The sequence below is a fragment of the Flavobacterium cyclinae genome (assembly GCF_021172145.1).
Classification (GTDB): domain Bacteria; phylum Bacteroidota; class Bacteroidia; order Flavobacteriales; family Flavobacteriaceae; genus Flavobacterium; species Flavobacterium cyclinae.
Window position 1 is genome coordinate 1,598,437 of sequence record NZ_CP089095.1, and the last position, 26,972, is coordinate 1,625,408.

At 30.6% G+C, this 26,972-nt stretch carries 23 protein-coding genes; 18 read left to right on the top strand and 5 right to left on the bottom strand.

The annotated features are described in order from the left end of the window. The first annotated feature begins 14 nt into the window (after positions 1–14). Positions 15–3,131, top strand: a complete 3,117-nt coding sequence (locus LOS86_RS07440) for a T9SS type A sorting domain-containing protein (protein ID WP_231841475.1) — start codon at positions 15–17, stop codon at positions 3,129–3,131. Between the two features lie 181 nt (positions 3,132–3,312). Here the strand turns inward: LOS86_RS07440 and LOS86_RS07445 are convergent, their stop codons facing one another. Genes LOS86_RS07445 through LOS86_RS07460 form a run of 4 tightly spaced genes read right to left on the bottom strand, consistent with a single transcriptional unit; the run spans position 3,313 to position 4,977 of the window. Further along, positions 3,313–3,486: a hypothetical protein gene (locus tag LOS86_RS07445; protein WP_231841476.1), complete on the bottom strand. Its 174-nt coding sequence runs from the start codon at positions 3,484–3,486 to the stop codon at positions 3,313–3,315. Beyond that, positions 3,479–3,763, bottom strand: a complete 285-nt coding sequence (locus tag LOS86_RS07450) for a hypothetical protein (RefSeq protein ID WP_231841477.1) — start codon at positions 3,761–3,763, stop codon at positions 3,479–3,481. The genes LOS86_RS07445 and LOS86_RS07450 overlap by 8 nt, the downstream gene beginning before the upstream one ends. Before the next feature lie 30 nt (positions 3,764–3,793). Then, positions 3,794–4,186, bottom strand: a complete 393-nt coding sequence (locus tag LOS86_RS07455; RefSeq protein WP_231841478.1) for a DUF5675 family protein — start codon at positions 4,184–4,186, stop codon at positions 3,794–3,796. Positions 4,187–4,218: 32 nt separating this feature from the next. Continuing rightward, the gene (locus LOS86_RS07460; protein ID WP_231841479.1) at positions 4,219–4,977 is read right to left on the bottom strand and encodes a hypothetical protein; all 759 of its coding nucleotides are present in this window, start codon (positions 4,975–4,977) and stop codon (positions 4,219–4,221) included. A 1,267-nt stretch (positions 4,978–6,244) separates the two neighbouring features. Here LOS86_RS07460 and hsdR point away from each other — a divergent pair. The 12 genes from hsdR (at position 6,245) to LOS86_RS07525 (ending at position 21,820) form a co-directional block, all read left to right on the top strand. Then, positions 6,245–9,460, top strand: coding sequence for a type I restriction-modification system endonuclease (gene hsdR, locus LOS86_RS07470; RefSeq protein ID WP_231841481.1), 3,216 nt, complete (start codon positions 6,245–6,247; stop codon positions 9,458–9,460). Next, positions 9,460–9,807 carry a RhuM family protein gene (gene rhuM, locus LOS86_RS07475; protein ID WP_231841482.1) on the top strand — a complete coding sequence of 116 codons (348 nt, stop codon included), beginning with the start codon at positions 9,460–9,462 and terminating at the stop codon, positions 9,805–9,807. The genes hsdR and rhuM overlap by 1 nt, the downstream gene beginning before the upstream one ends. 14 nt (positions 9,808–9,821) lie before the next feature. Beyond that, positions 9,822–10,811 (top strand): virulence RhuM family protein/type II toxin-antitoxin system death-on-curing family toxin, encoded by a 990-nt coding sequence (locus LOS86_RS07480; protein WP_231841483.1) that lies wholly within the window; start codon positions 9,822–9,824, stop codon positions 10,809–10,811. Between the two features lie 38 nt (positions 10,812–10,849). Then, positions 10,850–12,310 carry a class I SAM-dependent DNA methyltransferase gene (locus LOS86_RS07485; protein ID WP_231841484.1) on the top strand — a complete coding sequence of 487 codons (1,461 nt, stop codon included), beginning with the start codon at positions 10,850–10,852 and terminating at the stop codon, positions 12,308–12,310. After that, a complete protein-coding gene (locus tag LOS86_RS07490) occupies positions 12,310–13,773 on the top strand; it encodes a restriction endonuclease subunit S (RefSeq protein ID WP_231841485.1) in 1,464 nt (487 codons plus the stop codon). Before LOS86_RS07485 ends, LOS86_RS07490 begins: the two co-directional genes overlap by 1 nt. A 48-nt stretch (positions 13,774–13,821) precedes the next feature. Then, entirely contained in the window at positions 13,822–14,550 is a 729-nt protein-coding gene (locus LOS86_RS07495; RefSeq protein WP_231841486.1) for a hypothetical protein, read from the top strand. A gap of 59 nt (positions 14,551–14,609) precedes the next feature. Then, complete coding sequence (locus LOS86_RS07500; RefSeq protein ID WP_231841487.1) at positions 14,610–15,221, top strand: hypothetical protein; 612 nt, start codon at positions 14,610–14,612, stop codon at positions 15,219–15,221. Between the two features lie 87 nt (positions 15,222–15,308). Continuing rightward, the gene (locus LOS86_RS07505) at positions 15,309–16,616 is read left to right on the top strand and encodes a DUF262 domain-containing protein (protein WP_231841488.1); all 1,308 of its coding nucleotides are present in this window, start codon (positions 15,309–15,311) and stop codon (positions 16,614–16,616) included. A gap of 4 nt (positions 16,617–16,620) precedes the next feature. Continuing rightward, positions 16,621–18,534 carry a DUF262 domain-containing protein gene (locus LOS86_RS07510; RefSeq protein ID WP_231841489.1) on the top strand — a complete coding sequence of 638 codons (1,914 nt, stop codon included), beginning with the start codon at positions 16,621–16,623 and terminating at the stop codon, positions 18,532–18,534. A gap of 88 nt (positions 18,535–18,622) precedes the next feature. Next, complete coding sequence (locus tag LOS86_RS07515; protein ID WP_231841490.1) at positions 18,623–20,287, top strand: ATP-binding protein; 1,665 nt, start codon at positions 18,623–18,625, stop codon at positions 20,285–20,287. Positions 20,288–20,344: 57 nt separating this feature from the next. Next, positions 20,345–21,235: a helix-turn-helix transcriptional regulator gene (locus tag LOS86_RS07520; RefSeq protein WP_231841491.1), complete on the top strand. Its 891-nt coding sequence runs from the start codon at positions 20,345–20,347 to the stop codon at positions 21,233–21,235. 6 nt (positions 21,236–21,241) lie between these two features. Continuing rightward, positions 21,242–21,820, top strand: a complete 579-nt coding sequence (locus tag LOS86_RS07525; RefSeq protein WP_231841492.1) for a hypothetical protein — start codon at positions 21,242–21,244, stop codon at positions 21,818–21,820. Between the two features lie 78 nt (positions 21,821–21,898). On the opposite strand, the gene LOS86_RS07530 is transcribed toward LOS86_RS07525, so the two are convergent. Further along, positions 21,899–22,756, bottom strand: a complete 858-nt coding sequence (locus tag LOS86_RS07530) for a hypothetical protein (RefSeq protein ID WP_231841493.1) — start codon at positions 22,754–22,756, stop codon at positions 21,899–21,901. 324 nt (positions 22,757–23,080) lie between these two features. Here LOS86_RS07530 and LOS86_RS07535 point away from each other — a divergent pair, with 324 nt between their 5' ends. The 5 genes from LOS86_RS07535 (at position 23,081) to LOS86_RS07550 (ending at position 26,968) form a co-directional block, all read left to right on the top strand. Continuing rightward, positions 23,081–23,290, top strand: coding sequence for a hypothetical protein (locus LOS86_RS07535; RefSeq protein WP_231841494.1), 210 nt, complete (start codon positions 23,081–23,083; stop codon positions 23,288–23,290). 172 nt (positions 23,291–23,462) lie between these two features. Continuing rightward, positions 23,463–23,693 carry an HTH domain-containing protein gene (locus tag LOS86_RS13695; protein WP_374107568.1) on the top strand — a complete coding sequence of 77 codons (231 nt, stop codon included), beginning with the start codon at positions 23,463–23,465 and terminating at the stop codon, positions 23,691–23,693. After that, the gene (locus LOS86_RS07540) at positions 23,690–24,211 is read left to right on the top strand and encodes a hypothetical protein (RefSeq protein WP_231841495.1); all 522 of its coding nucleotides are present in this window, start codon (positions 23,690–23,692) and stop codon (positions 24,209–24,211) included. Before LOS86_RS13695 ends, LOS86_RS07540 begins: the two co-directional genes overlap by 4 nt. Next, entirely contained in the window at positions 24,208–25,479 is a 1,272-nt protein-coding gene (locus LOS86_RS07545) for a DUF4407 domain-containing protein (RefSeq protein WP_231841496.1), read from the top strand. The genes LOS86_RS07540 and LOS86_RS07545 overlap by 4 nt, the downstream gene beginning before the upstream one ends. Further along, positions 25,460–26,968 (top strand): DUF4407 domain-containing protein, encoded by a 1,509-nt coding sequence (locus LOS86_RS07550; RefSeq protein WP_231841497.1) that lies wholly within the window; start codon positions 25,460–25,462, stop codon positions 26,966–26,968. Before LOS86_RS07545 ends, LOS86_RS07550 begins: the two co-directional genes overlap by 20 nt. Positions 26,969–26,972: the final 4 nt, after the last annotated feature.

Sequence of the window (26,972 nt, forward strand, 5' to 3'; positions counted from 1 at the left end):
TAAAATCTATAAAAATGAAAAGAATTCTATTATTTCTTGTGTGTTTGGCTACATTTAATATACAAGCTCAAAACACGTCTTATGCCAATCGTATGCAATATATTTTTGGTAACATAGACAAAACCAAAGTAACTACAGGTTATCTCAAAGAATTTGGTATCCGTTTTTGCGATGTAGAACTGTACAACGGAATTATTACACCAAACAATACTGTTGACAAAACACGTTGGCAATCGCTCTATTCATCGCTTTATACTATGCGTGTGGGTACTGTTGCCCAGAATATGATGGCACCTAGCATTGTAAATACTAATTTAAAAACGGCACAAAGCAATTCAAACGATATTCTTTTAGCTGTACAACATTATAATTATCAGCAATATAAAACCAATGCATATACTAATGGTGATGTAACTATCACAAACGATAAAATTTATGATGTAACAGGTAGAAATCCTTACGATAGTAAAACATTATTTGCTATTACACCATTAAAACAACAGCTACAAGGTAGTAATTTCAATTTCAAACTACCAAGTAATTTAATTTACTCTAATGTTGGAATTACAATAAGTCAAATTACTGTTGATTTCAGCAATGGACAAGGATATCAAAATGTAGCTGTTAATGAAGTTAAAAATATATCTTATACGTCAGGCGGAGAAAAAACCATAAAAGTAAAATTCGAATATACCAATGGAACTATTGTTGAAAGTCATTCTAAAATTTGGGTAGATTATGTAGATTCAACTCAAAATGCACAAGCTCGCTTTAACGGTTTTGGTAGCGATATGTTTTGGGTAAACCATGCGGTTACAGGAAACAATTGGAATGGTAGTGCTGCTACGGGTCTTGTAACTATTGAGTTAGCACCAGGACACACACAAGTAACCAAACCATTAATTATCATTGAAGGTTTTGATCCTGAAAATAGTTTCAATTATTTGGATTTAATTAATGATGATGGTCTAGGAGGTTTAAATATCCAAATAAGTCAAACTGGACAACCATTTTTAACTCTCAACCAAGCCATAGAAGATGAAGATTATGATTTAGTTTTTGTAGATTTTGTAAACAGCACCGATTATATTCAGCGTAATGCCTATATGGTAGAAGAGGTTATAAGACAAATTAACCAATTAAAAGTAGGCAACGAGAAAAATGCCGTTTTAGGTATGAGTATGGGTGGTTTAGTTGGTCGTTATGCTTTGAGAGATATGGAAATTAATGGTGAAACTCATGAAACTAAACTTTATATAAGTCATGATAGCCCTCATCAAGGAGCAAATTTACCTTTAGCATATCAGGCATTGGTACGTCATTTAGCTGGCGAAGGTATTAGTATTCCTGTATTAATGGGGTTATTTAATATCGATTTATTTGAATTGACAGATATTATTCCTGAACTAGAGAATGGGTTGAACTTATTACAAAGTCCCGCAGCACAGCAAATGATTAGTTATCAGTTACAAGGCACTGGTACCAATACAACAAACATTTCCACAACACTTCAAAATAGCTTTATGACAGAATATGTAAATATGGGAATGCCACAACAAAACGGAATACGAAACATTGCCATTGCTAACGGCTCTGAATGTGGTACACCTTTAGACTTTAACCCTTATGCAACACTTGTAGATATAAACGAAAAAATTGATATAGGTTGGTTTACTTCTATGGTTTATTATGGTCTTACACTAAACCCAGTAGGGTATCTAACGGGTGTACTATCTACAAACACCGATATTAAAGGTGAATTTAATTTAAAAGCACTACCTAACCAACAATCACAACAAATTTATAAAGGTAAATTATATGTTAAGAAAAAAGTGCTTGGTTTCATAAATGTAGAAGAACAAATAATTGGACAAAAAACAATTAACTCTACCACAAATATGTTGCCACTGGATAATGCCAGCGGTGGTGTTTATAATCTAGAACTTTTTATTCCTGCATCTTCTGGCATTGGTCAATATGTATTAGAACCAAGATTTAATTTCATTCCTACATACAGTAGTTTAGATGTTGGTAGTGGTAATACAACAATTATTCCAAGTGATTTAACAAAAAAATATAACCCTCAATCACCACCTCCAGCTCCAAAAAATGTGCCCTTTCATAACTTTTTCACAAATTCAATAACAAGTGAAGCTCATATTCAATTTACATTAAACAATGGATTTTGGTTAAGAAATGAAATTGCAGGAACACCAGAAATATTTTCTTGCTCTTTTGTTTGTAGCGATAAAGTTAATAACATTTCAGGTACAAGTATTATTTGCAATTCAAATACAGCTACTTTTACAGCACCAACTGGTGGAGCATTTTACAATTGGCAAATTATTGATGGCTCTCATTTAATTGCTTCTTCCACTGGTAGCAACGCACAGAATTTTTCATTTACCACACTTTCAACTGGTTATGGTCGTGTAAAAATACAAGTAACCATGGGCGATGACCCAAATAATACGGGCAACGGTCGCTGTGGAAATGCCATCTTTACAAAAAATATTTGGGTAGGCAAACCTTATGTTTTTGGTGCAAATCCTAACCCTAATGAACTTGAATATTTTGTAGACGACACTACTTGTCCTGTTGAATCAACAACACTATGTGCAGGAAATTACCGTGAAGAAAACAGCAGAACAATTTGTGTAGCAGGTTTGGACAGTAGTTCACAATGGGAAATAGTAAAACTATCTGGATATTTTAGCTACAGTCATTACAATGGTATCATTACTATAAACCCTTCTATTCCTGGCACATTATCATTCAAAGTAAGAGTTTCCAACACTTGTGGAATTTCTGATTGGAAAACATTTACCTATAATGCGATTAATTGTAATTCAAATATAGTATTAAGAAGTACAGAAACTTCAACCTATGTAGTTTATCCAAACCCTTCAAAAGATATTGTCAATATAGATTTGAGAGATAGTAATAATCAACCCGAAAAAGACGCCCAAATATCGGGTGAGCTATTCGATTTAATGGGATTATCTAAAGCAAGAGTTGAAATAATTAACAACAAAGCTGTTTTTTCAGTCACGGATTTATCAAAGGGAATTTATGTTTTAAAAATTTACATAGACAACGATGTTGAAAGTCATCAAATAGCTGTAGAATAAGTTACAAGTTTTAGCTTTTATTGTACATTTAGTTTTTCTAATGTATTGATTATTTTTAATCAATATGTTACATATACAACATTGCTCAAGTTAATACAAAAAAATGAAAAAACTTAAAAAGCCTAATCGTAAATGATTAGGCTTTCTAATACTCAGTAAAGGTTACCAATCAAAACTGAGCTTATTTCTTTTTTGAGGTGAGGCGTTTTAAAAACACCGTAACACCAAAACTCACTACTGCTCCAATAAAGGCTAAAACTATTGTTTTCAAGACATCTGCTGAGGTTAAATTAGGTATAACACTCAAAACAAATCCTCCAAAAGTTCCTGCCTTCAAAGTTAAAGAATTATCCATTCCGTCCAACGTCAGTTTCGGGTTTTGCCTCATCTTTTTTGTTGCCTCGGGTGTCATCCTGAGCTTGTCGAAGGGTGTCATCAACCGTAATCTGGCTCACTGCCGATAAAACACCACCTGCAACGGCTGCATAACCCGCAACGGTTACAACAACAGCAGGTAAAGCTACTGGAGCAGCTACAATGCTTCCACTTACTGCTAATAAGGCTAATCCAATGGTGCGCAACACCTTAAAAAATTTCGGAGTGGGTGCCTTAGCACGTTCTACTACATTCATAATCTTTCTTTTTATAATCCTGCAAAGGATCTATTGTACAATCAATTCCACACTTTCTTTGTTATCCAAAGCTTTATAAACTAAGTCTTTCAACTTTGTAAAAGCTTTTCTAGACATCAAACCTAATCCAGGTCCAGAAAGTTTCGTAACAGGAGCAATACAGCCACGCAATTCCTTTTTCGCATTATTGGCAGGATGTATCAAAATATACGTTCTGTTTGGCACATCCACCAATTCCAAATGCCATTTGTACTTCGCACTATATCGCTTTCTAATAAAATATTTCCCTTCCGGAATACAGGAAATTCCACGTTCATTTCGCTTCCACGGCAATTCAATTGTATAACAAATTAATTTGCCCTCACATTCCAATTTTCCATTTGTTCCTTCAGGGAAATAAGTTCTTGTCAAAAACAGTATCATACTGACCACTTAAAACTGATCACTGACCACTATTAAACGCCTCCATCAACCGCCACAATCGATAACGGGTTAAAAGCTCCATTTTTCAACGGATACATTTGCCCATTAATTTGTTGGTAGAACTCCACACCAAGTGCCAAAACAAGTGGGTGAGTAGAGTTAGCTGTTACAGTATTACTCAAGTTAATTACAGACGTAGCCGTAGCATCCCATGGTAAAATTGCAGTTTCAGAAGTATTCACTTCATACGATTCCGCAGTAAAGTCAATCGCAGCACCACCAGAGATCACTTTAAAGTGAGTAGTTCCACTAGGAGCAGCAATCATATTCGCAGGAATAAAAGAAGGAATACTTACATCCAAAGTACCCGCCACTCGGTCAATATCCGTTGTAAAAGGAGCAAACAATGAAGTACCTAATTTCCCACGAATATTAAATTCGAATCCAAGAACCAATGTAATTTCCCCATCAATTACATTACGTAATCCTCTCTCACTCACAGCATCCATCTGGATAACTTTAACCATTTGTTGCGTCAAACGACTCACCATTCTACCATCGGCAGAATTCAATAACAATGGGCGTAAAGCCGTTCTCAAAAGCTTACCTGCTTTCCCAGCTCTACCAAACTCAGAACCGTTTTCACGCGTTCTTTGAAACGCAGGGTCACTAGCAATTCTACTAGCATCAATACCACCTTTTTCACGAGCTAAATGCCCATCCTGCGTCTTGTAAAAAGTAATATCCCCGATAGTACCTTTTAATTTAATTATGCCTTTCTGTCTAGCCATAACTTCAAAATTTTAGTTCAACATTCATTCACTTTCATAAATCATTCAAAACTCGGTTGCAACACTTTTTGAAATAATTACAAGGCAAATTTCCCACACAAAACCCATCAAAAAACAACACCCCATACCAAATGTCCTAAATCGACATATTTGTCGTTAAACGTCCTAAAACAAGTCAATTCATCCATATCAATCGACGTTAAATGAAAAGATTAATTAAGTACCTTTAACCTATCTCAAAGCCAACTTAAAAGCAAGGTTAAAGTATGAATCAAATATCAAAACGAGTTTGTATCTATCCAAAGGACATACAACGTATTACAGGTAAAAGCTATCGTCAAAGCACAAGAATATTAAATGAAATAAGAAAGTCGCTTAGAAAGCCTAAAAATAGCCTTGTAAGTATTGAAGAGTTTTGTTTGCATACTGGCTTAAATATCGAACATGTTTTACCACTAATTGATTAGCAAAATCAACTTATTTAATTTTTAAACTGCTTAATAAAAGATTTTTTATTATATTTGCATTATAAGATTTGTCAGAAAAACGAATGCTTTTTTGAGGTTTAAAATCGAGACCCAAGATTTGAACAATTGAAAAAACTTTTAAAATATAGGCTTGACGAAAGAGATACGAATCCCTCTTTCTCCGCAGGGTAAAACCGGTTCAGAAATGAATCGGTTTTTTTTATGCTTTTTTTTAACACATAGGCTCATAGTTTTTACACCGAGCTTCACGGAGTTTCTTTTACTTGTATTGCGTTGAGAGAGCCACACAGAGCGTTTCACTTATTTGTGTTTTCTAACCACACAGTTTGTCATGCTGGAAAGCATCTTTTGGATAAGTGATTGATGATAGGTGATGGGTTGGCTTTTGCTTCGTAAAGCTTTGTGTTCTTTGTGCTTTCTTAGTGCGCCTTGTGGTTAAGATTTTACACCGAGCTTCACGGAGTTTCTTTTTATTTTGATTGCGTTGAGAGAGCTACACAGAGCGTTCCACTTATTTGAGTTTTCTAACCACACAGTTTGTCATGCTGGTAAGCATCTCTTTTGATTTTTACTCTTGTTTTTGTTCTTGAACTTGCCTTTTTTTATCCTCGTACGGTTTTCCTCATTTCTATTTTTTTTACTTTACGTATCTTAGCTGTTGTATTTTCCTACGTATAAATACTTGGTTTGAAAATCAGGTATTTTTACGGGTTGTAAATGACCTTTTTTTTCGCTATGTTTGGGGATTAAGGAGCACTTGTATATAAAATAAATTTTAAATGGGTTCAAAATTTTCATTCCTAAAATCAAACTATCCTGAATTATTTACAATCAGTGAATTATCTGAGCGTTTGTTAGAGATTGATTCAAACTCTTCTTTAGCTAAGTCTCGTTTATTTTCTGAAAAAATAGCTCTATTAATCTGGGATTTTGAAGATTTAGAGGATTTCAATGGAAATCTAGCAGAACGAATCAATCAACTTTTTTATAAAAACTGTATTCCTGAGATAGTAAAAGATATATTACACACAATTCGTAAGTCAGGAAACAAGGCAGCTCATGATGGTAATAGTAATAGACATGAAGCTTTATTCATATTAAAAAAATGTTTTTCATTAGCCAAATGGTTTTATGAGACGTATGAAAATGATTACTTAGGAGACATTGAATATGTATTACCTATTCAACAGGAAGCTATTGATGTTAAAGCTTTACAACAACAACTAGAGACATTATCTAAACAAGTTTATGATTATAAACAAAAAATTGAAAGTCTAAATAGCTCACCAGAGGTTGTTGAAAACAGAAAGCAACGTGGTTTTTCTAATGCCAATAACATCCATTTAGATGAAGCGGATACACGTATAACTTTAATTGATAAACAACTAACTGAAGCAGGTTGGGAGTGTGATACCAACACTATTAATTACAAGAAAAATAAAACCTTACCTGAAAAAGGAAAAAACAAAGCGATTGCAGAATGGCCCTGTAATGGCAAATGGGCAGATTATGCTTTATTTGTTGGAACAGAACTATACGGAATTGTAGAAGCTAAAAAATATGCTACTGATATTTCAACTGATTTACATCAATCTAAAATTTATGCTAAACTTGTTGAACCAAACGATTTTTCTACTTTTTTAGGAAAGTGGGAAGATTACAAAGTTCCATTTTTATTTTCAACCAATGGAAGAAATTACCTAGAGCAAATAAAAACAAAAAGTGGTGTTTGGTTTTTAGATGTTAGAAATTCGAGAAATAAATCACAAGCTTTGCGCGGATGGTTTTCTCCTGCTGGTTTAGTGGAGCAGTTTAATAGAAATATTGAAAATGCTAATAGTAGATTAGAAGAAAGTGAGTATGATTATCTACAAAACGCTAATGGTCTGGGATTACGCTACTATCAAATTGATGCTATCAAAGCTGTTGAAAGTAAGATCATCAATAATCCAGATGATAAACGTTCACTGTTAGTAATGGCTACAGGAACGGGAAAAACAAGAACAACAATTGGTTTAGCTTATCGCTTGATAAAATCAGACCGATTTAAAAGAATATTATTTTTAACCGATAGACGTTTATTGGCTTCACAAGCTTTAGGTAGTTTTAAAGACAATAAAGTGGAAGAGATTAATACTTTTGCCAATATTTACAAAATGGAAGAAATGAAAAATGTTTTTCCAGAATCTGAAACGCGTTTGCATTTTGCTACCGTTCAAAGTATGGTGAAAAGATTATTTTATTCTGATGATAAAGTTTTACCTATTGATACTTATGACTGCATTATCATTGATGAAGCACACCGTGGCTATAATTTAGATAAGGAAATTAATGAAGAGGATTTATCCTTTAAAGATGAAAATGACTACGTGGGTCAATACAAAAGGGTTATTGAATATTTTAACGCATACATTATAGGTTTAACAGCAACTCCAGCCTTACATACTACTGAAATTTTCGGAAAACCCGTTCACAATTATTCGTATCGTGAAGCGGTTATTGATGGTTTTTTAACCGATCATGAGCCGCCGTATATTATTAAAACAAAATTAAGTGAGGAAGGTATTGTTTGGGAAAAAGGAGAAAAACCAAAAGTTTTTAATCCTGAGACTAATGGAATTGAGGAGCTTTCAGAATTAGAAGATGAATTGCATATCGAAATTGAACAATTCAATAAATTGGTAATAACCGAGCCATTCAACAGGGCGGTTATTAAAGAATTGGTTAAAAACTTAGACCCTGAAGGTGATGAAAAGACCTTAATTTTTGCAGTTAGAGACCATCATGCCGATTTAATTGTACAAATTTTGTTTGAAGAATTTGAAGCTATTGGAATTGATGTGCCTCAAGGTGCTATTCAAAAATTGACAGGAAATGTTTATGATGTAGAAAATTTAACGGCTCGTTTTAAAAATGAGAAATTTCCAAACATTGTGGTAACCGTTGATTTATTAACTACTGGAATAGATGTTCCCCAAATTTGCAATCTTGTTTTTTTACGAAGAGTGCGTTCCCGTATTTTATTTGAGCAAATGTTAGGACGTGCTACTAGATTATGTCCTGAAATTGATAAACAGTTCTTTAAAATTTATGATGCCGTTCGCGTATATGAAGCATTGGAAGATTTCACGCAAATGAAAACGGTTTCCAATCCTTCTATTTCTTTTCAAAAATTAATTGAGGAGTTAGAATTCATTGATACTCCTGAGCGTGCTAAAAAGCAAATAGAACAAATTGTAGCTAAGTTGCAACGCAAGAAGAAACAAATTAACAATGGGCAGTTAGAACAGTTTATGTATTTGGCAAAAGGGGATACCCCAGAGGAGTTTATCGAAAATTTATTAGCTATTGAAGGTGATGAGGTAAAAAGAGTACTCACTAATTATTCTAGTCTTTGGGATTTTTTGGATACAAAAATATACCAACCCAAAATGCAACTGGTTTCAGAACATATTGATGAAGTAATAGGTGTGGATAGAGGGTATGGAAATGCTGAAAAGCCTGAGGATTATATTGAAGGTTTCAAAAACTTTATTGAAGAAAATAAAAATGAGATTTTGGCTATCAAGACTATTTGTACAAAACCAGCTGAATTAGACAGAAAATCTCTGAAAGAATTAAAATTATTATTAGACCAAAAAGGATACAATCAAGTTACTTTATCTACGGCATGGAAAAATGCTAAAAATCAGGATATTGCGGCTGATATTATTTCTTTTATCAGAACTTTAGCTTTAGACACTGTTTTAGTAAGCCATGAAGACCGCATTAAAAAGGCAATAACTAAAGTTAAGGAAATGAAGCCTTGGAATATGCACCAATTAAAATGGATTGACCGTTTTGAAAAACAATTATTATTGGAAGATATTTTCGATAGAAATTTTATAGACCAAACCTTCAAAGAAGAAGGTGGTTTAAATCGTATTCAAAAAATATTCAATAACGAATTAGACGATGTTATTCAGTTATTGAATGACAACTTATTTACAGCATAATGAGTGAAATAATTTTATATAAATCTGCTGATAATCAAACTGAAATTGAGGTGCAGTTTGAAAAGGAAACGGTTTGGCTTTCATTAAATCAATTAGCTCAATTATTTGGAAGAGATAAATCGGTAATTTCTAGACATTTAAAAAATATTTATAATTCTCAAGAATTGGATTTTGAAGCAACTGTTGCAAAAAATGCAACAGTTCAAAATGAAGCCAACAGAGAAGTAAAAAGAACAATCGAATATTATAATCTTGATGCCATTATATCTGTTGGTTATCGAGTAAATTCAAAACAAGGAAAACCAATGTCAATGGACAACATCATTTATAAATTTCAAGAATTTTAACTAGTTTGCTTTATATGAAAGATATTGTTATTTATAAAGGACTTAATAATGAAACACAAGTAGATATTTTATTTGATAATAATTCATTATGGTTAAATCAAAAGCAAATAGCTCAAATTTTTGGAACTGAGGTACCTGCTATTAATAAACACATAAAAAATATAATAAAAGACCTGGAACTGCAACCCGAGGCAACTATTTCCAAAATGGAAACAGTTCAAATTGAAGGAACCCGAAAAGTATCCAGAACGCTTGATTACTATAACCTTGATATGATTATTTCAATAGGTTATAGAGTAAATTCCGGGAAAGCTACACAATTCAGAATTTGGGCAACGCAACGTTTAAAAGAGTACTTAGTAAAAGGATATGCCTTAAACGAAAAACGATTAAAAGAATTAGATTATAAGTACACTGAAATACAAAAGGCATTGCAATTGGCAACAAAAGCAGCCCATATTGAAAATTTAACTTCTTCTGAAGCGAAAGGCATCTTAAAAGTGTTAGAACAATATGCCTATGCTTTAGAAACCTTAGATAAATACGACCATCAAAAGCTAAGTATTGAAGCTACTTCTAAAACAGAAAACGTATATCGTTTATCGTATGAAGAAGCAATAGAACAAATTTACATTTGGAGAGATTTTCAAAAGGCGGGTGCTTTATTTGGTAATGAAAAAGACCAATCGTTTAAAAGTTCATTAGAAACTATTTATCAAACCTTTGATGGCGAAGATTTGTATCCTACCATTGAAGAAAAAGCAGCCAACTTATTGTATTTCGTAGTAAAAAACCATTCGTTTTCTGATGGTAATAAAAGAATTGCAGCCGGATTGTTTGCCTATTTCCTAGATTTAAACCATAAACTTTTAAACCAAGAGGGGAATAAAAAAATAGCCGATAATGCTTTAGTAGCTATCACCATTATGATTGCCGAAAGCAAACCCGAAGAAAAAGACATGATGACCAAATTAGTTGTAAATCTAATTAACGATAAAAATTAAAACTGAATACTAACCACTGAATACTGAACACTAAAAATATGAGCGCACAAGAAATAGCTAATAAACTTTGGAACCTTTGTAACGTATTGCGTGACGATGGTGTAACCTATCACGAATACCTAAACGAGCTTACTTATATTTTATTCTTAAAACTAAGCGAAGTAAAAGGATTTGACCAACACATTCCAGAGGAATACCAATGGCAATACTTTGTAAAAGAACACGATAACAACGAAGCTTTTGCCAGATACCGTGAGTTTTTAGCTACCGTAAGTAACAAAACCGATAGCGTAAGTATTCAAGAAATTTACAGCAATGCTTCTACGAGTTTACGTAAGCCGGTTAACTTTCGCTCTTTAGTTACTGCTATTGATAAATTAGATTGGTACGAAGAAGACGACCGTGATGTAATGGGCGATATTTACGAAAGCTTATTACAAAAAAATGCAGGCGAAAAGAAAAGTGGTGCGGGACAATATTTTACACCTCGTCCATTAATTAATATTATGGTGGATTTATTGGCACCAAAATTAGGCGAACGTTGGACAGACCCTGCAGCTGGAACTTTCGGATTCATGATTTCGGCAGACCATTACTTGCGAAGCAAATACGATAACTATTACGATTTACCAGAAAAAGACCGTAAATTTCAAATAGAAGAAGCGTTTTCAGGTGTTGAATTAGTACCTGATGCCCACCGATTGGCTTTAATGAATGCACGTTTACACGGAATGGAAAGCACCATTCATTTAGGCGATACTTTAACCGAGTTTGGTAAGAGTTTAAAAAATTACGATGGGGTATTAGCGAACCCTCCTTTTGGTACCAAACAAGGTGGCGAACGCCCAACACGTGATGATTTTACCTTTCCTACAAGCAACAAGCAATTAAACTTTTTACAGCACATTTACCGTAGTTTAAAAAAAGACGGAAAAGCTAGAGCCGCTGTAGTATTACCCGATAACGTTTTGTTTGAAGATGGTGACGGGCAAAAAATACGCCGTGATTTATTAGACAAATGCGAGTTACACACTATTTTACGTTTGCCTACAGGTATTTTTTATGCCGCTGGTGTAAAAACCAATGTCTTATTCTTTACCCGTGGCAAAACCGAAACCGGTAATACCAAGCAAGTATGGTTTTACGACATGCGTACCAATGCACCAAGCTACGGAAAACGCACGCCTTTTGAAGAAAAAGCCTTTGCCGATTTTGTAACCGCTTACACTGGTGGTATTACCATAGACCAAGTAGAAACCGATTACGATGGCACAGTTGACCACGAAAAACGAGCAACAATTAAAGACGAGCGTTGGCAAAGCATTAGCGTAGAAACCATTGCTAAGAAAAACTACAGTTTAGATTTAGGATTGATTGCCGACAGCAGTTTAACCAACAGTGACGATTTAGGCGAACCGATTGATATTGCCAAACAGGCTTTACATGAATTAGAAGCCATTACGAAGGAGTTGAATGCCATGATTAAAGAATTACAGTAATGGAAAAGCAATTGCAGAAAAATTGGGTTGAAACCGACTTAGAACATCTATTTAATTTAGTTTATGGAAAAGGACTTTCTGTTGGTGAATTATTAGATGAAGGTTTTGATGTTTATGGAGCAAATGGAATAATTGGTAAATATGATAAGTTTACTTATGAAAAATCTAAAGTAATTATTTCTTGTCGTGGTGCAGCTAGTGGAGTTATACATAAAACAAAACCTCAATCTTTTATCACAAGTAATTCAATTGTTTTAGATGAAGTTTCAGATGAACTATTGAATTTAGATTTTGTTAAATACGCAATGACAATTGCAGATAAGTCCGATGTAATTACAGGAACTGCTCAACCTCAAATAACAATTCAGCTATTAAAGTATTTGCAATTTCCCCTCCCACCATTAACTGAGCAAAACCGTATTGTAGCCAAGTTAGATGCTTTATTTGCCCAATTGGAAACTATCAAAACCAGTATGGCAAAAGTACCGTTATTGCTCAAAGATTTCAGACAACAAGTCTTAACACAAGCGGTTACCGGGAAGTTAACAGAAGAATGGAGGAAAGGGAAGGAGTTGGAGAGTGGATTAAGCACTATTTTACAAAATAGAAATAAGTATTATGAAAGTTTAGTAAAAGAGAATAAAAAATATGGGTTAAAAGTTCCAAAGAAATTAGATTATTCTGAATATGAAGAATTTGAATTATCAGATTCTTATAAATTGCCCGAATATTGGAAAAAATCAAATTTAAAAAATATCGCTGATTTAATTACAGATGGAGAACATGCAACTCCAAAAAGAACTGAAGATGGTTATTATCTTTTATCTGCAAGAAATGTACAAAATGGTTTTATTAGTCTCAATAATGTAGATTATGTACCCAAAGAGGAATATGACAGAATAAAAAAACGATGTAATCCTGAACATAAAGACATTTTAATATCATGTTCAGGAACAGTTGGAAGAGTTTCCATTGTTCCTGAAAATTTAGAATTTGTGATGGTTAGAAGTGCAGCTTTAGTAAAATTTCAATCAAATACTGAAATTTCTAAATTTATTGAATATACTTTAAGATCAGATTTTGGACAGTCACAAATATTAAAATTACAAAAGTCAACAGCACAAGCAAATTTATTCCTTGCTCCAATCGGTAAAATAGTTGTACCAATACCATCTATAATTGAGCAACAAGAAATTGTTTACCGTGTAGAAAGTTTGTTTGCTAAAGCAGATGCTATTGAAAAGCAATATGAAACTTTAAAAGCTAAAATAGATAGTTTACCACAAGCTATTTTACACAAAGCATTTAAAGGCGAGTTAACCCAGCAGTTGGATAGTGATGGTGATGCAAGGGAGTTGTTACAACAAATACAGGAGTTGAAGGTGACAGCTAGTAAAACAGTAAAAAGTAAAACGAATAAAACAGCAACCAAAAACGTGAAATCGTATTCTGAACAAGATTAGGTTTTGGGATGGTGGCGGAGTTTGATTCTATGAATTTTAAAAACTGAGATGGTAGATATTTTAAAAATATGCACTAAGGTTTTAGAACGTTTAAAGTCTATGGACTGCGAACTTAACGGTGGCAATTCCGCTGAACAACTTATATTCCCTTTAAATAATCAGACTAAAGGAAAAGTTGATAGAATATCTGAACAAGAACTTCGATTTCTATTTGTAGAACAATTTAAAATTGAATATCCAGAGTTATTTTATTCGGTAGAAACACCTACTGAAAAAAAATATAAGTTTGGAGACACTTATGAAGATATTGTTAAAAACAAAAATACCCATAAGGTTTCAGCCTCGACTGACATGTGTGTATTTAAAAGAAATGAAGTTGATTTTAAATATGAAAGAATCTTAAATATTGAATTTAAACATGAAAATGGTGCACTTAAAAACACAGCCAAAGACATTTTAAAATTAACGCGAGAAAAACAAGATGGTGTATTTATCCATCTACTAAAAAACACAGCAAGAGATACAGTTTGTAATGATGGCAAAACAGGAGTTTTTGATAAATACTTAAAAGCGTTTTTAGCATTTAATGACGAATGGATTGATGAAAATAAATCTATTCAGCTAGTACTGATTTCTCTAAATGAAAACACTATAATATATCGTAAAATAAACAAAAATGATAATTTTAATAGTATTTTTTCTTTTAATAGTGCTAATGGAAACATTACAGAAGTAAATAAAAATGAATGGAAAATAGAAAATGTAGAAATAAAATAGCTTAAAACTATTTACAAACATTTTACTTATTCTAATAATAAGTTTGAAAATATATAACAATGAAAAAAATTACTTCTGATAATTTAGAATGCGAAAATAATATTATAGATTTTATTTCTTCATTTGATTTAAAAATTTCTTCATTTGTTAATGAAATATCAAATAAAATAAAAGAAATATCCTTTGATCAGGAGCAAGCTATCACTTTTGTTTTGACAAATGATTTGGATAGTAAAAGTGTATTTAATAACCCTAAAAAGCAAGGTATTTATCTTTTTGAACTCAATTTAGAAAGTGCTAATTTAACTGGTACAAAAAGGGAAACAAAAATTAAAAATTTTGCTGAAGATTGGTCTAATAAGAAAAATAATCCTTTATTTTCTTCTGGTGTCATAAAAAAACGTTTGGAACTACGAGCAAATTTCAACGAACAGTGGTTGCCTTTGTATGTTGGTAAAAATAAGGATGTTTATAAGCGCATTATTGAGCACATCGATTTGTCTTCAATAAAGAGTACTTATGCTATGAAACTTAAAGAAAGGACTAACCTACATGGTTTAGAATTTAGGGTGTCAATAATTGAAATAGATGTCAATAATTACGATTTTATTGTACCACATATTGAACGATCTCTCAGAGATATTTATCATCCATTGATTGGAAAGCAATAAAAAAAGCGATTAAAAAGTAAAACGACACAGTTTGTCTTTCTAACAAAATAATTTTACTACATAATAAACTCAAATAAATAAATACCCATGGTTGAAGTTCAAAGTATAAGCTTACAAAGTTTATTTGAAAAAAAATTAACAATACCAGAATATCAAAGACCTTACGTATGGACTAAGGTAGAAATAGATAAACTTTTGTATCAATTTAGTGAGCATATAAATAGAAATGTGGCTACGGGTGATAAACCTAATTTTTACTTGGGTAGTATTGTACTTCATAAAGAAGGCGATCATTTCAATATAATTGATGGTCAGCAACGAATTACTACGCTTCAAGTTTTAGGATTATTAAAAGAACTTCAGTTTAACGAAACGGAATATTCGCATCCCATTACTTTAAAAAATATAAAAACCAATTATGATTTTTATAGAAGTCAAGAGTTTCAACTAATTAATTATGAGTTAATTAATGTAACTGTTGTTATTACAGAAAGCGAAGACATGGCCTATAACTTTTTTGAAACTTTAAACACGGGAGGTAAAAGGCTAGGAGGTACCGACATTTTAAAAGCGCATCATTTACGTTGTATTGATTTGGTTGAGGAAAGAAATTCTTTCGCTTTAAAATGGGAAAAAAGACAGAAGAATTTAGAAGTGGTGAATAGAATGTTGAGTAAAATAAGAAGATTAGATTACTTGAATAAACATTATTTTATTCCTGATAAATTCACAAATGACAGTACATGGAAAAATGTATTAACAGAAGATTTTGCAGATAAAACCCACAAAAAAAATAGAGATATAGGTTATTCCTTTGTGGAAATTGAAGAAAACACGCACACCATCACCGCAGATAAGTATGCCATAAGACAACCTTTAAATCAGGGAATTAATTACATTAACTATTTATTGAACTTTACTAACGATTATAATTTCTTATTTGACATTGATAAGAATAAAATGGATAAATATGCAAAGTTTAACCATGACATCATCAATGTAATTGATGGAACAGTTGATTTAAGACATTACTATCAGATAGCCTTACTTTGTTTTGTGGATCGATTTGGAAGAAAAAATGTTACTGAGTTTTCCTTGTATTTATTTCGTTATATCTACAGTTTACGATTAAAAGATCAATCAAGAATCTATGAAGCAACAGTTGTTAATTTTATTAATGAAACTAAAATTCTTGAGCGAATTCTTAATGCTTTTACCTACGAAGAGATTTTAAATTATTTCAAAAATTACAAAGTTGAAATTAATACTAATGATTTAAAAGGAGTAAAGTTGCGATATTATGAAAGAGTAAATCTTTTCTTTAGCAATACTATTACTAAAGAAAACTTTGATGCCGATTTGAAAAAAGCAATTGTAAATTATCTAAATAAATAAACAAATGAATTTCACAACAAAACCTATTGCAATAGAAACTATAGTTGCTGATAATTTAGAATTTCTTATTCCGGTATATCAACGACCTTATGTATGGGATGATATTGAAATTAAAAAGTTATTAGAAGATTTAAAATATAATTTTGAAAACAATACTCCAGAGTATTTTGTGGGTAATACTTATGTTATAAAATCCTCAAAAGATGCTCGTCCTAAACTTTATGAAGTAATTGATGGTCAACAACGATTTACTACGTTTTGGTTGATTTCTTATTGCTTTAAAGTGTTGGGAGTGAATACAAATCTTTCAAACTATCTCAACAAGAATAATGACATACGTTTTGATTTTGATATTCGAGTTGAAGTATATGATTATTTGAAAGGATTGTTAGATGGTACTGCTGCAAATCGATTTCATGATGTAAGTAATTTCGAATTTTTAAAAAATATAGCAGCAGGAATTGAGACCATAAAAGGTTATTTGAATCAATTGAATAGTGAAAAGGAACCTTTTGATTTAGAAAAGTTTGGTGATTTTATTTATAGTAATGTTGTATTCATTTTTAATGAAGCTCCAATAAATACCGATTTGAATGCGCTTTTTGTGGCATTAGGGACTAGTGGTATTCAATTGCAACAATCTGATATTTTAAAAGCTAGACTATTAGATAAATTGGAGAAAAATTCTAGAGTTCAATATGCTAAAATTTGGGAGGCTTGTGAAAATATGAGCAATTATTTTGAAAGTAATGTTAAAGACTCTTTCTCATTTGATACCGCTGTAATAAGTAAATCAGATTTTAAAACATTCAACCCTGCTATTTTTTCAACAACGAATATCAGTGCTGATATTGAGAGTAATAAAAAGTCGATATCTCAGATTATAAAAGAAGAAATCTCAATTTCGTTTAATGAAGAAAAATCAAATCGTAACTCACAATGTCGTTCAATTGTGAACTTTAACATGTTTTTATTGCATGTCCTTCGTATTTATAAAAAACAAAATAATCAAAAAGACATCGATTCATTGGATTCTAAAAAGTTGTTAGAAACATTTAAAATTCAAGATATTAAAGATATACCAGCCTTCTTTGAACTCTTGTGGAAAGTTAGGTATCAATTTGACAAGCATGTGGTAAAATGGTTAAAAGATGAGGACGAAAGTTATGATGAAGAAGAAAAATTACTTTTATCAGAAATTAATACGGGTACTAAAGAGGGTAAATCTTATTTTTCTAGAAGTGAAAGAGCATTGTCTAATTTACAAATGTTACAGTCAATTTTATATTTTAATAATATACCTAATCAAGTTTGGTTAACTCCTTTCTTAGATTATCTACTTAGTAATGATATTGATAATTCAGATGATGAAAGGCTTTTAATGGAATTAGAGCGAATCGATAATATTTTAATTCCTGGAGATAAAAAGCAAACTACTTGGGATATTATAACCGACAATGCAATTTTTCCAGAATTTAAAACAATTCATTCAATATTAAACCAAGATTCAGGTACCAAGTTTAATCATTATTGGTTTTATAAATTAGAATATTTATTATGGAAAAATTGGGATAAGAATACTGATAAAAATGAATTTAAACGTTATAGAATTACCTCAAAAAATTCTATTGAACATGTTTTTCCTCAAAATGACGAATACAAAAACAGATTAGCAAATGAAAACGATAACCGAGATTGGTTAAATTCTTTTGGTAATTTGGCCTTACTTTCTGTGGGACAGAATTCAGAATATAGCAATCAAGATGTTGCCAAAAAGAAGATAGATTTTCAAAGAAAAAACACTTATGATTCGCTTAAATTAGCCAAAGTTTATGAATTTGAAAATTGGAATACAAAGGAAATAATAGAGCATCAAAATACTATGTTTACTATGTTTGAAAATCATTACTGTAAATAAATAAGAAGATGCGCTTCATTTTTTATACAACGACACACTTTGACAGTGTGTCGTTTTAGTTTTGTATTCAATCTTAATATTCAGAACCATGGAAAATGCAAAACTAAAAATCATAACAGCCTTAGAGCAAGTATTTTTACAAGCTAAAGATTCTAAATTAGAACGTAATTTTTTTAAAACGGTTGATGAAGAAATTAAATTAATTAACAACTATTTTCGAACTAACGACCTAGAATCTATTATCATTACTTTAGTAATGAATACTGAAAATTTAGAGAGTGTACGTTTAAAAAAATTAGCCGAATATGTTGGGTTAAATAATTTGAATTTTCTTCCTTTTACTAAATATTTAGTGTCACTTCATAAACGAAACATCCTACATTCTGAAGGTCCATATTTTAAATTAAATGAAGAATATGCGATTGATTATAAATTGATTCCTTACTTCTCGAATAATGAAGCTATTCCAGAAGAATTAATAATGAGTGCTGAAAAGGAAAATACATTTCATGAATTTTTAAATGAGATAGATGAATTAAGTGAAAGAAAAGATAAAGGACTATTGAATGAAATATATTTTTATAAACAACTTCGAGAAATTTTTGAAAAATATGAAGATTTTAAGCTGGTGGCTTATGCAAAGAAAAATCTAAATAAAATAGATCAATTTGTATTTTTTGACACTATAATAGATGCAATATCTACTTGTAATAATGACTTTAATACGGGTTTACAATCTACAGTAGAAGATTGTACTTTTAGAAAAAGAGATACATTTGAGTATGTTCAAAAATTTTTGTTAGGTAAAACGAGGTTAAACAAATTAAAATTAATTGAAAAAGATAATGCTACTTTTTCAAATCGACATTACATTCGGTTAACAACAAACGCGCTTAAAATGTTATCTGAATGGGAAGGTATTACAATACAAATTCAAGAAGAAAAGAAGAATAAAAAACTCCTTTATCCCGAACTTATTAAAAAAAATAAACTCATTTATAATACTGAAGAACTAGAAGCTATTTCAAGAATTGACCGAGTTTTAGTAGAGAGTACTTATCAAAAATTAAAGTCAAATTTAACATCAAATAATTTACCTGAAGGCATAACCTGTTTGCTATATGGCGAACCTGGGACAGGTAAAACAGCTACCGTATATGAATTAGCTCGTAAGCACAAAAGAGCAGTTTTTAAAGTGGAAATATCAGAAACGAAATCCATGTGGTATGGCGAAAGTCAGAAATTAGTAAAAAAGATATTTACCGATTATTACGAAGCCAAAGAAAAGGAAAAACGATGTCCTATTTTGCTTTTTAATGAAGCGGATGCCATTATTGGAAAAAGAAAAGTAGGAGGGAACGCTTCTACATCAGAAACCGAAAATGCGATTCAAAATATTTTATTAGAGGAATTAGAAAACTTTAAAGGAATTCTTTTTGCAACTTCCAATTTAGTGATGAATTTGGATTCGGCTTTTGAACGTCGATTTTTATTTAAAGTAAAATATGCTAAACCAAGTTTAGAAAATGCCGCTGCTATTTGGAAGATTAAATTACCAAGTATAACAAAAGAACAGTCTATAGAATTAGCGTCTTACTTTCAATTTTCTGGTGGTGAAATTGATAATATTGTTAGAAAATGTTTCATGGAAAATGTTTTACAGGGGAAACAACCATCATTTGAAACCATTATTTCGTTCTGTAATCAAGAGAAATGGGAAGCTTCAACAAAGGGAAATAAAATCGGATTTTAATTTAAAACGACACATTTTGTCGCTATAATTAATTACATTTGAACAAACACTTTTATCATGGCAAAAAGAGAATACATCCAACGACATTTATTAATCATTAAAAGATTAAAAAAACGTCCTTCTTCATTTGATGATTTACACTCTTATTTATTACAACAACAAGAACTTACTAATGAAAATTATGATATATCACAGCGTACATTCCAACGTGATATTAAAGATATTTATACTATTTTCGGAATTGAAATCAAGTTCAATAAAAGTGAACGTAAGTATGAAATCATAGAAGAGGATTTTGAAAAAGAATACGATCGAATTTTCGAATCTTTTGAGACCCTTTCTGCAATAAACATTTCCAATCATATTGGAAAAAAAATGATTTTAGAACGAAAAGCAAATAAAGGTACAGAACATTTACACGGATTGTTGTATGCTATTGATAATGAATATTTAGTTAAATTTCAACATCAAAGTTATTGGAAAGATGAACCAACCAACCGTAAAGTTCAGCCGTTGTTAATCAAAGAAGCCCAACACCGTTGGTATTTGGTTTGTTGGGATGTAGAAAAAAGTGAAATTAGAAATTTTGGATTAGATCGTATTTCAAATTTAGACATCACCCAGAAAAAAGGAAGAAAAATGGATATTGATTTATCCGAATTTTATCATCATGCCGTTGGGATTGAAACCTATGAAAAAGCAGAAAAAGTAGTCTTGGTTTGTTCATCTTATCAAGCCCAATACTTAAAATCGTTACCCATTCATCCTTCACAAAAAATACAGAAAGAAACAAAGGATAAATGTTATTTTGAACTCTTTGTACATCCTACTAATGAATTTATTATGGAAGTATTCAAATACAACAATACATTAGAAGTGAAGGAGCCTAAATGGTTGAGAATTGAAATAAAGAATAGAGTTCAGGATATGATGAAAAGCTACAAGTAATTCACTATGATAGCAACCGAGAATAAAAGATTAAAAATCAATTTCTATGGAGAAGGAATTCGTATTTCTAAAATTGAAATTCCAGAAGCGTTTCAAGTGCAATGGAATGACAAGATTCAAAGTTCCAAACAATCTATTGAAACATTACTATTAGATCCTTTTTTCTATTACAATTTAAAAATTCCTAAGGTTAATTCCTATCACGATGTAACTTCAAAATCATGGCAAGGTATTCATTGTAGTCATCAAAGTGTTTTCGAAATCTGGAGTCAACGTAAAAAAGTATATAAAGACACATTGAACCATATTGCCACTAGTCAGACTTTATTTCCACTTTTCAATACAATTCAGGATAATTGGAAATTTGAAGAAAAAGGAATCTATGTAATTGAGCATGAAAAAGGACTTATACAAAGTACAATTATAGAACATCAAAACGTAAAATTGGATATTAATGATTTTAGATTTCATGTAGCACAATGGAATAAATCGTTTTGGTTAGACAAACTATACTTTTTAGAGCAAGAATGTTGTTCATCTAGTTCAGATACCATTATTACCAAACAATATGTAAATATATTTTAAGACGTCATGGTTTGATATTTCACTAATTTAAAATCGATTGAATATCAATATTTTTTTTTTTTAATTCTCACACAATAATTATTTGTTTTTCACCCATTTATTAATCATGTATTTTGTTATTGGTTTAAGTGGTTTTCCTGTAATTGGGTGGAATCCATGTGTATTGAAAAATTCTGGTTTTCCGTTTACTTTAGCATACCAAACTACAGGTTTGTCATTTACAAAGAAAGTAGTATGTTCATTTACTTCAATTTTTTTAAGTTTTGCCTTGTTCTCGTCTGCCGGTTCTAAAGGAATTTCTAAAAATTCTTCTGTAGTCTTGGAATTACATTCTACATATTCATAGTGGTCTACTTGCCATTGCATACATTCTTTATCCTCAATAATTAGATCTTTTGCGGTATAGCCCGCTGAAAATAAACCAGCTACAGATAATACACCAATCCCTATTTTCTTTTTCCAATTATTCTTTTCATCTAGTTTAGGTGTAGGAATTACAATATGATTTCGTTTTTCTACATTTTTATCATCCTCAACTTTCGTTAATTCTTCAACTGTTTCTATTCCTTTTTGTTTTGTGGCAAATATTCTAAATGGTCTTAACTTATAATCTACTAGTAATGCTGCAATATTTATTGTCTCAATATCTGTTAAATCGGTTTCCCCTTTCAAAAAGGTTTCAATTGGTCTGAACTTATCCGTTTGATTTTGTAGTTTGAAACGATTCCCTGCTTCATACTCAAATCCAAAGACCAAATTAAAACTTATTTTATCTTCTTTTTCAATTGATTCTTTTAATCTTTCCTCACACAATTGACGCAGTTTTGCTCTTGATGGTGCAATCAAGAAGCTTGAATATTTTCCTAGTTTTTCTATTTCATATTGTTCTTTAATGGCTTTTTTGTAGGCTTCTAAAGCAGCTGTTCTTGTTGTCATAACGGATTAATTAGGAATCTTTAGGAATAGTAGGAATTTTAGGAATTCCTTATAAACACTCACTTAAAAACGTAATTCCTTTGCCTCAGAATTAGTTCTTGTTTTAACTAGCTATTGAAACAAATGTACAAAACTGATTTTAAAATAGTGTTGCTATGCAGAACCGAATTTTTATTCGGGAAGTATAAAATGCAAGTTCTGTTGTAGCACGCTAACACTTCCCACACAAAATACTCCATCAAGGAGCATCGATTTTAAATCGAAGTTGTTTTCGGATCCATTTCCGAACAGCCTAACTCATGTTCAATTTTAAAAATTATTACAATGAAAAAATATTTAGTGGTTGCTTTTATAGCATTAGGAAGCGTTTTAATTTCTTGTTCAAATGATGATAATGAGGCTTTATCAACTCCACAAATAGAAATAGAATCACAGGAATTTGATTATACTTTGAGTCAAAAGGAAGGTGATTCTACAGGAATTACCGATGGCGATACTGGTGGTCAAGGAGGAAATAATCCTATTAAACCTTAAAAATTTATAATCTTTTATTAACGGGAGTGTTTTTAAACACTCCCTTTTTTTTGTCCGTACGGATTTCCGTATGGATTTAAAGTTTCAAGTTTCTAAGTTTGAAAAGAAATTGTTGAAAACGATTTTATTACTGCATTGAGGTTGCAGTAGTATAAAGTATAATTGTAAAGGTTTGGATATACGTATCATCATAAAGATTCACGAGCTGATTGAGGTTGAACTAACGGGAAGTCCAAAAGACTTTGCGAAGAAAATCAATGTATCTGAGCGTACGATTTACAATTATTTAGAATTCATGAAAGCAGAACTTCAAGCTCCAATAGTATATAATGGCTCTAAAAAAAGTTATTGTTATGATGGGGAGTGTAGATTGAGGTTTAGGAATAATGAAAATAAATTATGAACCATTTTATTTTAATAATTATTAATTCAATAATACTCTATTTTAAAATTGGGATAAGTTTTTTATTGATTCTATTTAAAAAAGATAAGCGACTTATTGAACTTTATTTTGATAGTGGGAATGAAGTTTTATTTGAAAATAGTTTTTTAATATTAAATTATCGTTTTAAGAATGCTATTTTTTATAGCATCAACAACAAGCTTACAGTAGAAAACAACATTAAAATTTATAATGTTAATAATTTAAATGAAGTTATTCATTTCGTTGTTTATGGATGGTTTGAAACCAAGCATTATGTTATTGAAGTTAAACCCCAAAAAAAAATTAACAAAGAAACATTTATTACAGAAATTTCAAATTTAAAAATATCAATTATTCCGCTTGAATTTCTGAATTTAACTGCAAAAGATGTTAATCTTAAAAGTAAGACTATTTCTATAAATTTTTCAAAAGTATTAATAGAAAAAAATAATATAAATATTAAAACGAATTCATTCACTCAAAACGACTTTTTATGACACGCGATTATTATCAATTACCAAAAGCTGGAAAAGTAATGCAATTTCTGTGGAAATGTGCAGGAGGAGATAAATACCTTTTAGAACGAGCTACTTATTCAGACCAAATTAAATATATGTGTTTAGGTGGTATTGTATTTGCCACAGGCGCAATGGCGGGATTAGCTGGTGGATATGCATTTTATACTATTTTTTCTCCAAAGTCTTCCAATGTAATAAATAAAACTAAAACAATTGTAGACACAATTGATAATGTTTCAGTAGACACAACTACTCTAATATTATCAATTATTTTTGGTATTATTTGGGGATTAATAATATTCAATATAGATAGATTTATAGTTACTAGTACTGGTAAAGGTGATGGTACGGAGGAAATTACTTGGTTAGAATTTAAAACTGCAATTCCAAGAATTTTGATGGGTATGATTATCGCTATTACAATTTCAAAACCTATTGAGATAAGAATGTTTCAAACTGAAATTAATTTAGCCGTTCAAAAAGAACAAGAAAAAGAAAAAAATTCTTTAATAGCACAAGCTAATTCAAATTATGAGGCGAAAGTGAAGGAAATTAAAGTGAAGTTAGGACAGTTACAAACAACAATTGATGAAAAAAATAGACAAGTAGCGGATTTAAGAATTGAAATATCTAAAGAAATTACCGGAAAGAATAATAATGGAGATGGCTTTGGACCAAGAGCTAGAGAATTAGAAAGACAAGCAGATTTATTAGAAACACAAATAAAAGCCTTAGAAAATACTGAAGAGTATAAGAACTCCTTGCAAGACAGAAGAAGATATGAACTTCAAAAACAAAAAGATATTGAAATTGCAGAAAAAAAAGGAGCTTCATTAGATGGGTTATTAATAAGAATTCAAAAAGCTCATGAAATTGCAGGCTTTTGGATTTCTCTTTTCATTACATTACTTTTTATGGCAATTGAGTTAACCCCAATATTTTTCAAATTAATGTTAACCAAAACAACCTATGATTATTTAGCTGAAAATAGAGATGAGTTAATTAAAGCAGATTATGGAATTGAAGTACAATATGATAAATATAAAGACAAAGAAGGAGTTGAAAGACACCTTGTTATTAATCATGAAGCTGAAAAATTAATATATGAAAAAATAAAAGTTACAGAAATCCAAAAAGAATTAACCGATTATGCTGTTCAAAAATACAAGGAAAGAGAAATGAAAAAAATTGATGAAAATTTAGACACTTATATTTCAACAATTAATAATGGAGAAAAGAATTCATAAAAATATTTTTAGATTTCTACTCACTTGTTCAGGTGAAGATATGCTGATACTTGAAAAGTGTAATCAACGTATTAGAAATAGGTTTGCGTTGTTGGGCTTTTTTGTATTGCTAATTTTTATTGGTTGCTTTTCTAGCGCTTCTTTTTTTGTTTATTCAATGTTTGATGGCGCTTACTGGATAAGTTTACCAGTTGGAATCATTTGGGGATTTATTGTAGTAAATCTATATTTATTGTTATTGCATACTATATCACCTCCAATTATTCCTTTAAGTACAAAAAATAAGAAATCAAAAACTATTTCTTTTAATTTTTTTAATCTTTCAATGTTATTACGTATTGGGTTTATGATGTTATTAGCTATAATTATTGCCCAACCACTGAATGTTTTTTTGTTATCCAAAAGTGTACAAGATGATATTGCAAAGCATAAAGTCATTGAAAGGGTAAAAATGTTTTCACTCACTAACAAAGGATTGATAAAAAATGAATTACAAGCATTAAATGAATTTAAAAGTAAAGTATTGTTTTTTTCAAATCCAAGTGAAGAAAATGATTTAAATAGTAAAATAGCTATTATCGAATCTAAAGTTATAAATGATAGCCTATTTTTGAAAGAATCATTGTTTAAAATTAGAAGAATTAATCAATTAGATGAACAATTATTTTTAAACAATAAAGAGCAACAAGAAAAGGAATTGTTAATTAATGACTTAGAGATTAATTTAGACAATGAACTAAATTCAGATAATCAATTCATTGCAACTATTTCAACAAGTTCTAATTCAAATAGTTATTATCAAATGTTTAATACATTTGTCTCAAATTTTAAAAATATCCTCATTGAAAAAAACGAAAATTATCAAAATTTAAATTCAATTCTTGATAAAAGTAATTTTTATGTTAAAACGATTCAATTATTATTAATTAAAAATCCTTTTTCATGGATTTTAACAATACTAGTTTGTTCTATTTTTTTAATTCCAATCTATACAAAATACAAAGTAAGAGATTTATGTGCTAGGTTATTTAATATTGAAAGTAATAATTCAGATTTTATTAAATTAAGAGAACAACTTATTCAAACCACTAATTTTAGTTGGTTATCAAATACCATTTTAAAAAGTAAAATTCAGGATTATCATACATCGGATTATTATTTTCATAGAATGCTTATAGAACATAAAATCATTTTAGAGGAATATGAAATAATGAAACGAAAGTTTTCGATTGTTCTTTCAGAAAGAATTAAAGAATACAATAAAGAATCGTTAAAGCGAATATTACCCTTATTGGAGAAATTAAAAGATATTAATCCACAGAAATACAAAATATTAGTAGAAGATATTAATAATGAATACTCTTTAACTCATGTAGAAAAATTTGAATATTGGTTGGATTCTCCATTTAGAACAATTAGACCTTCAATCAATGTCGTAAAAAATAATGAAAAAGAGTTTTTAGATTTCATTTATAATTTAGAAGAATAACCAA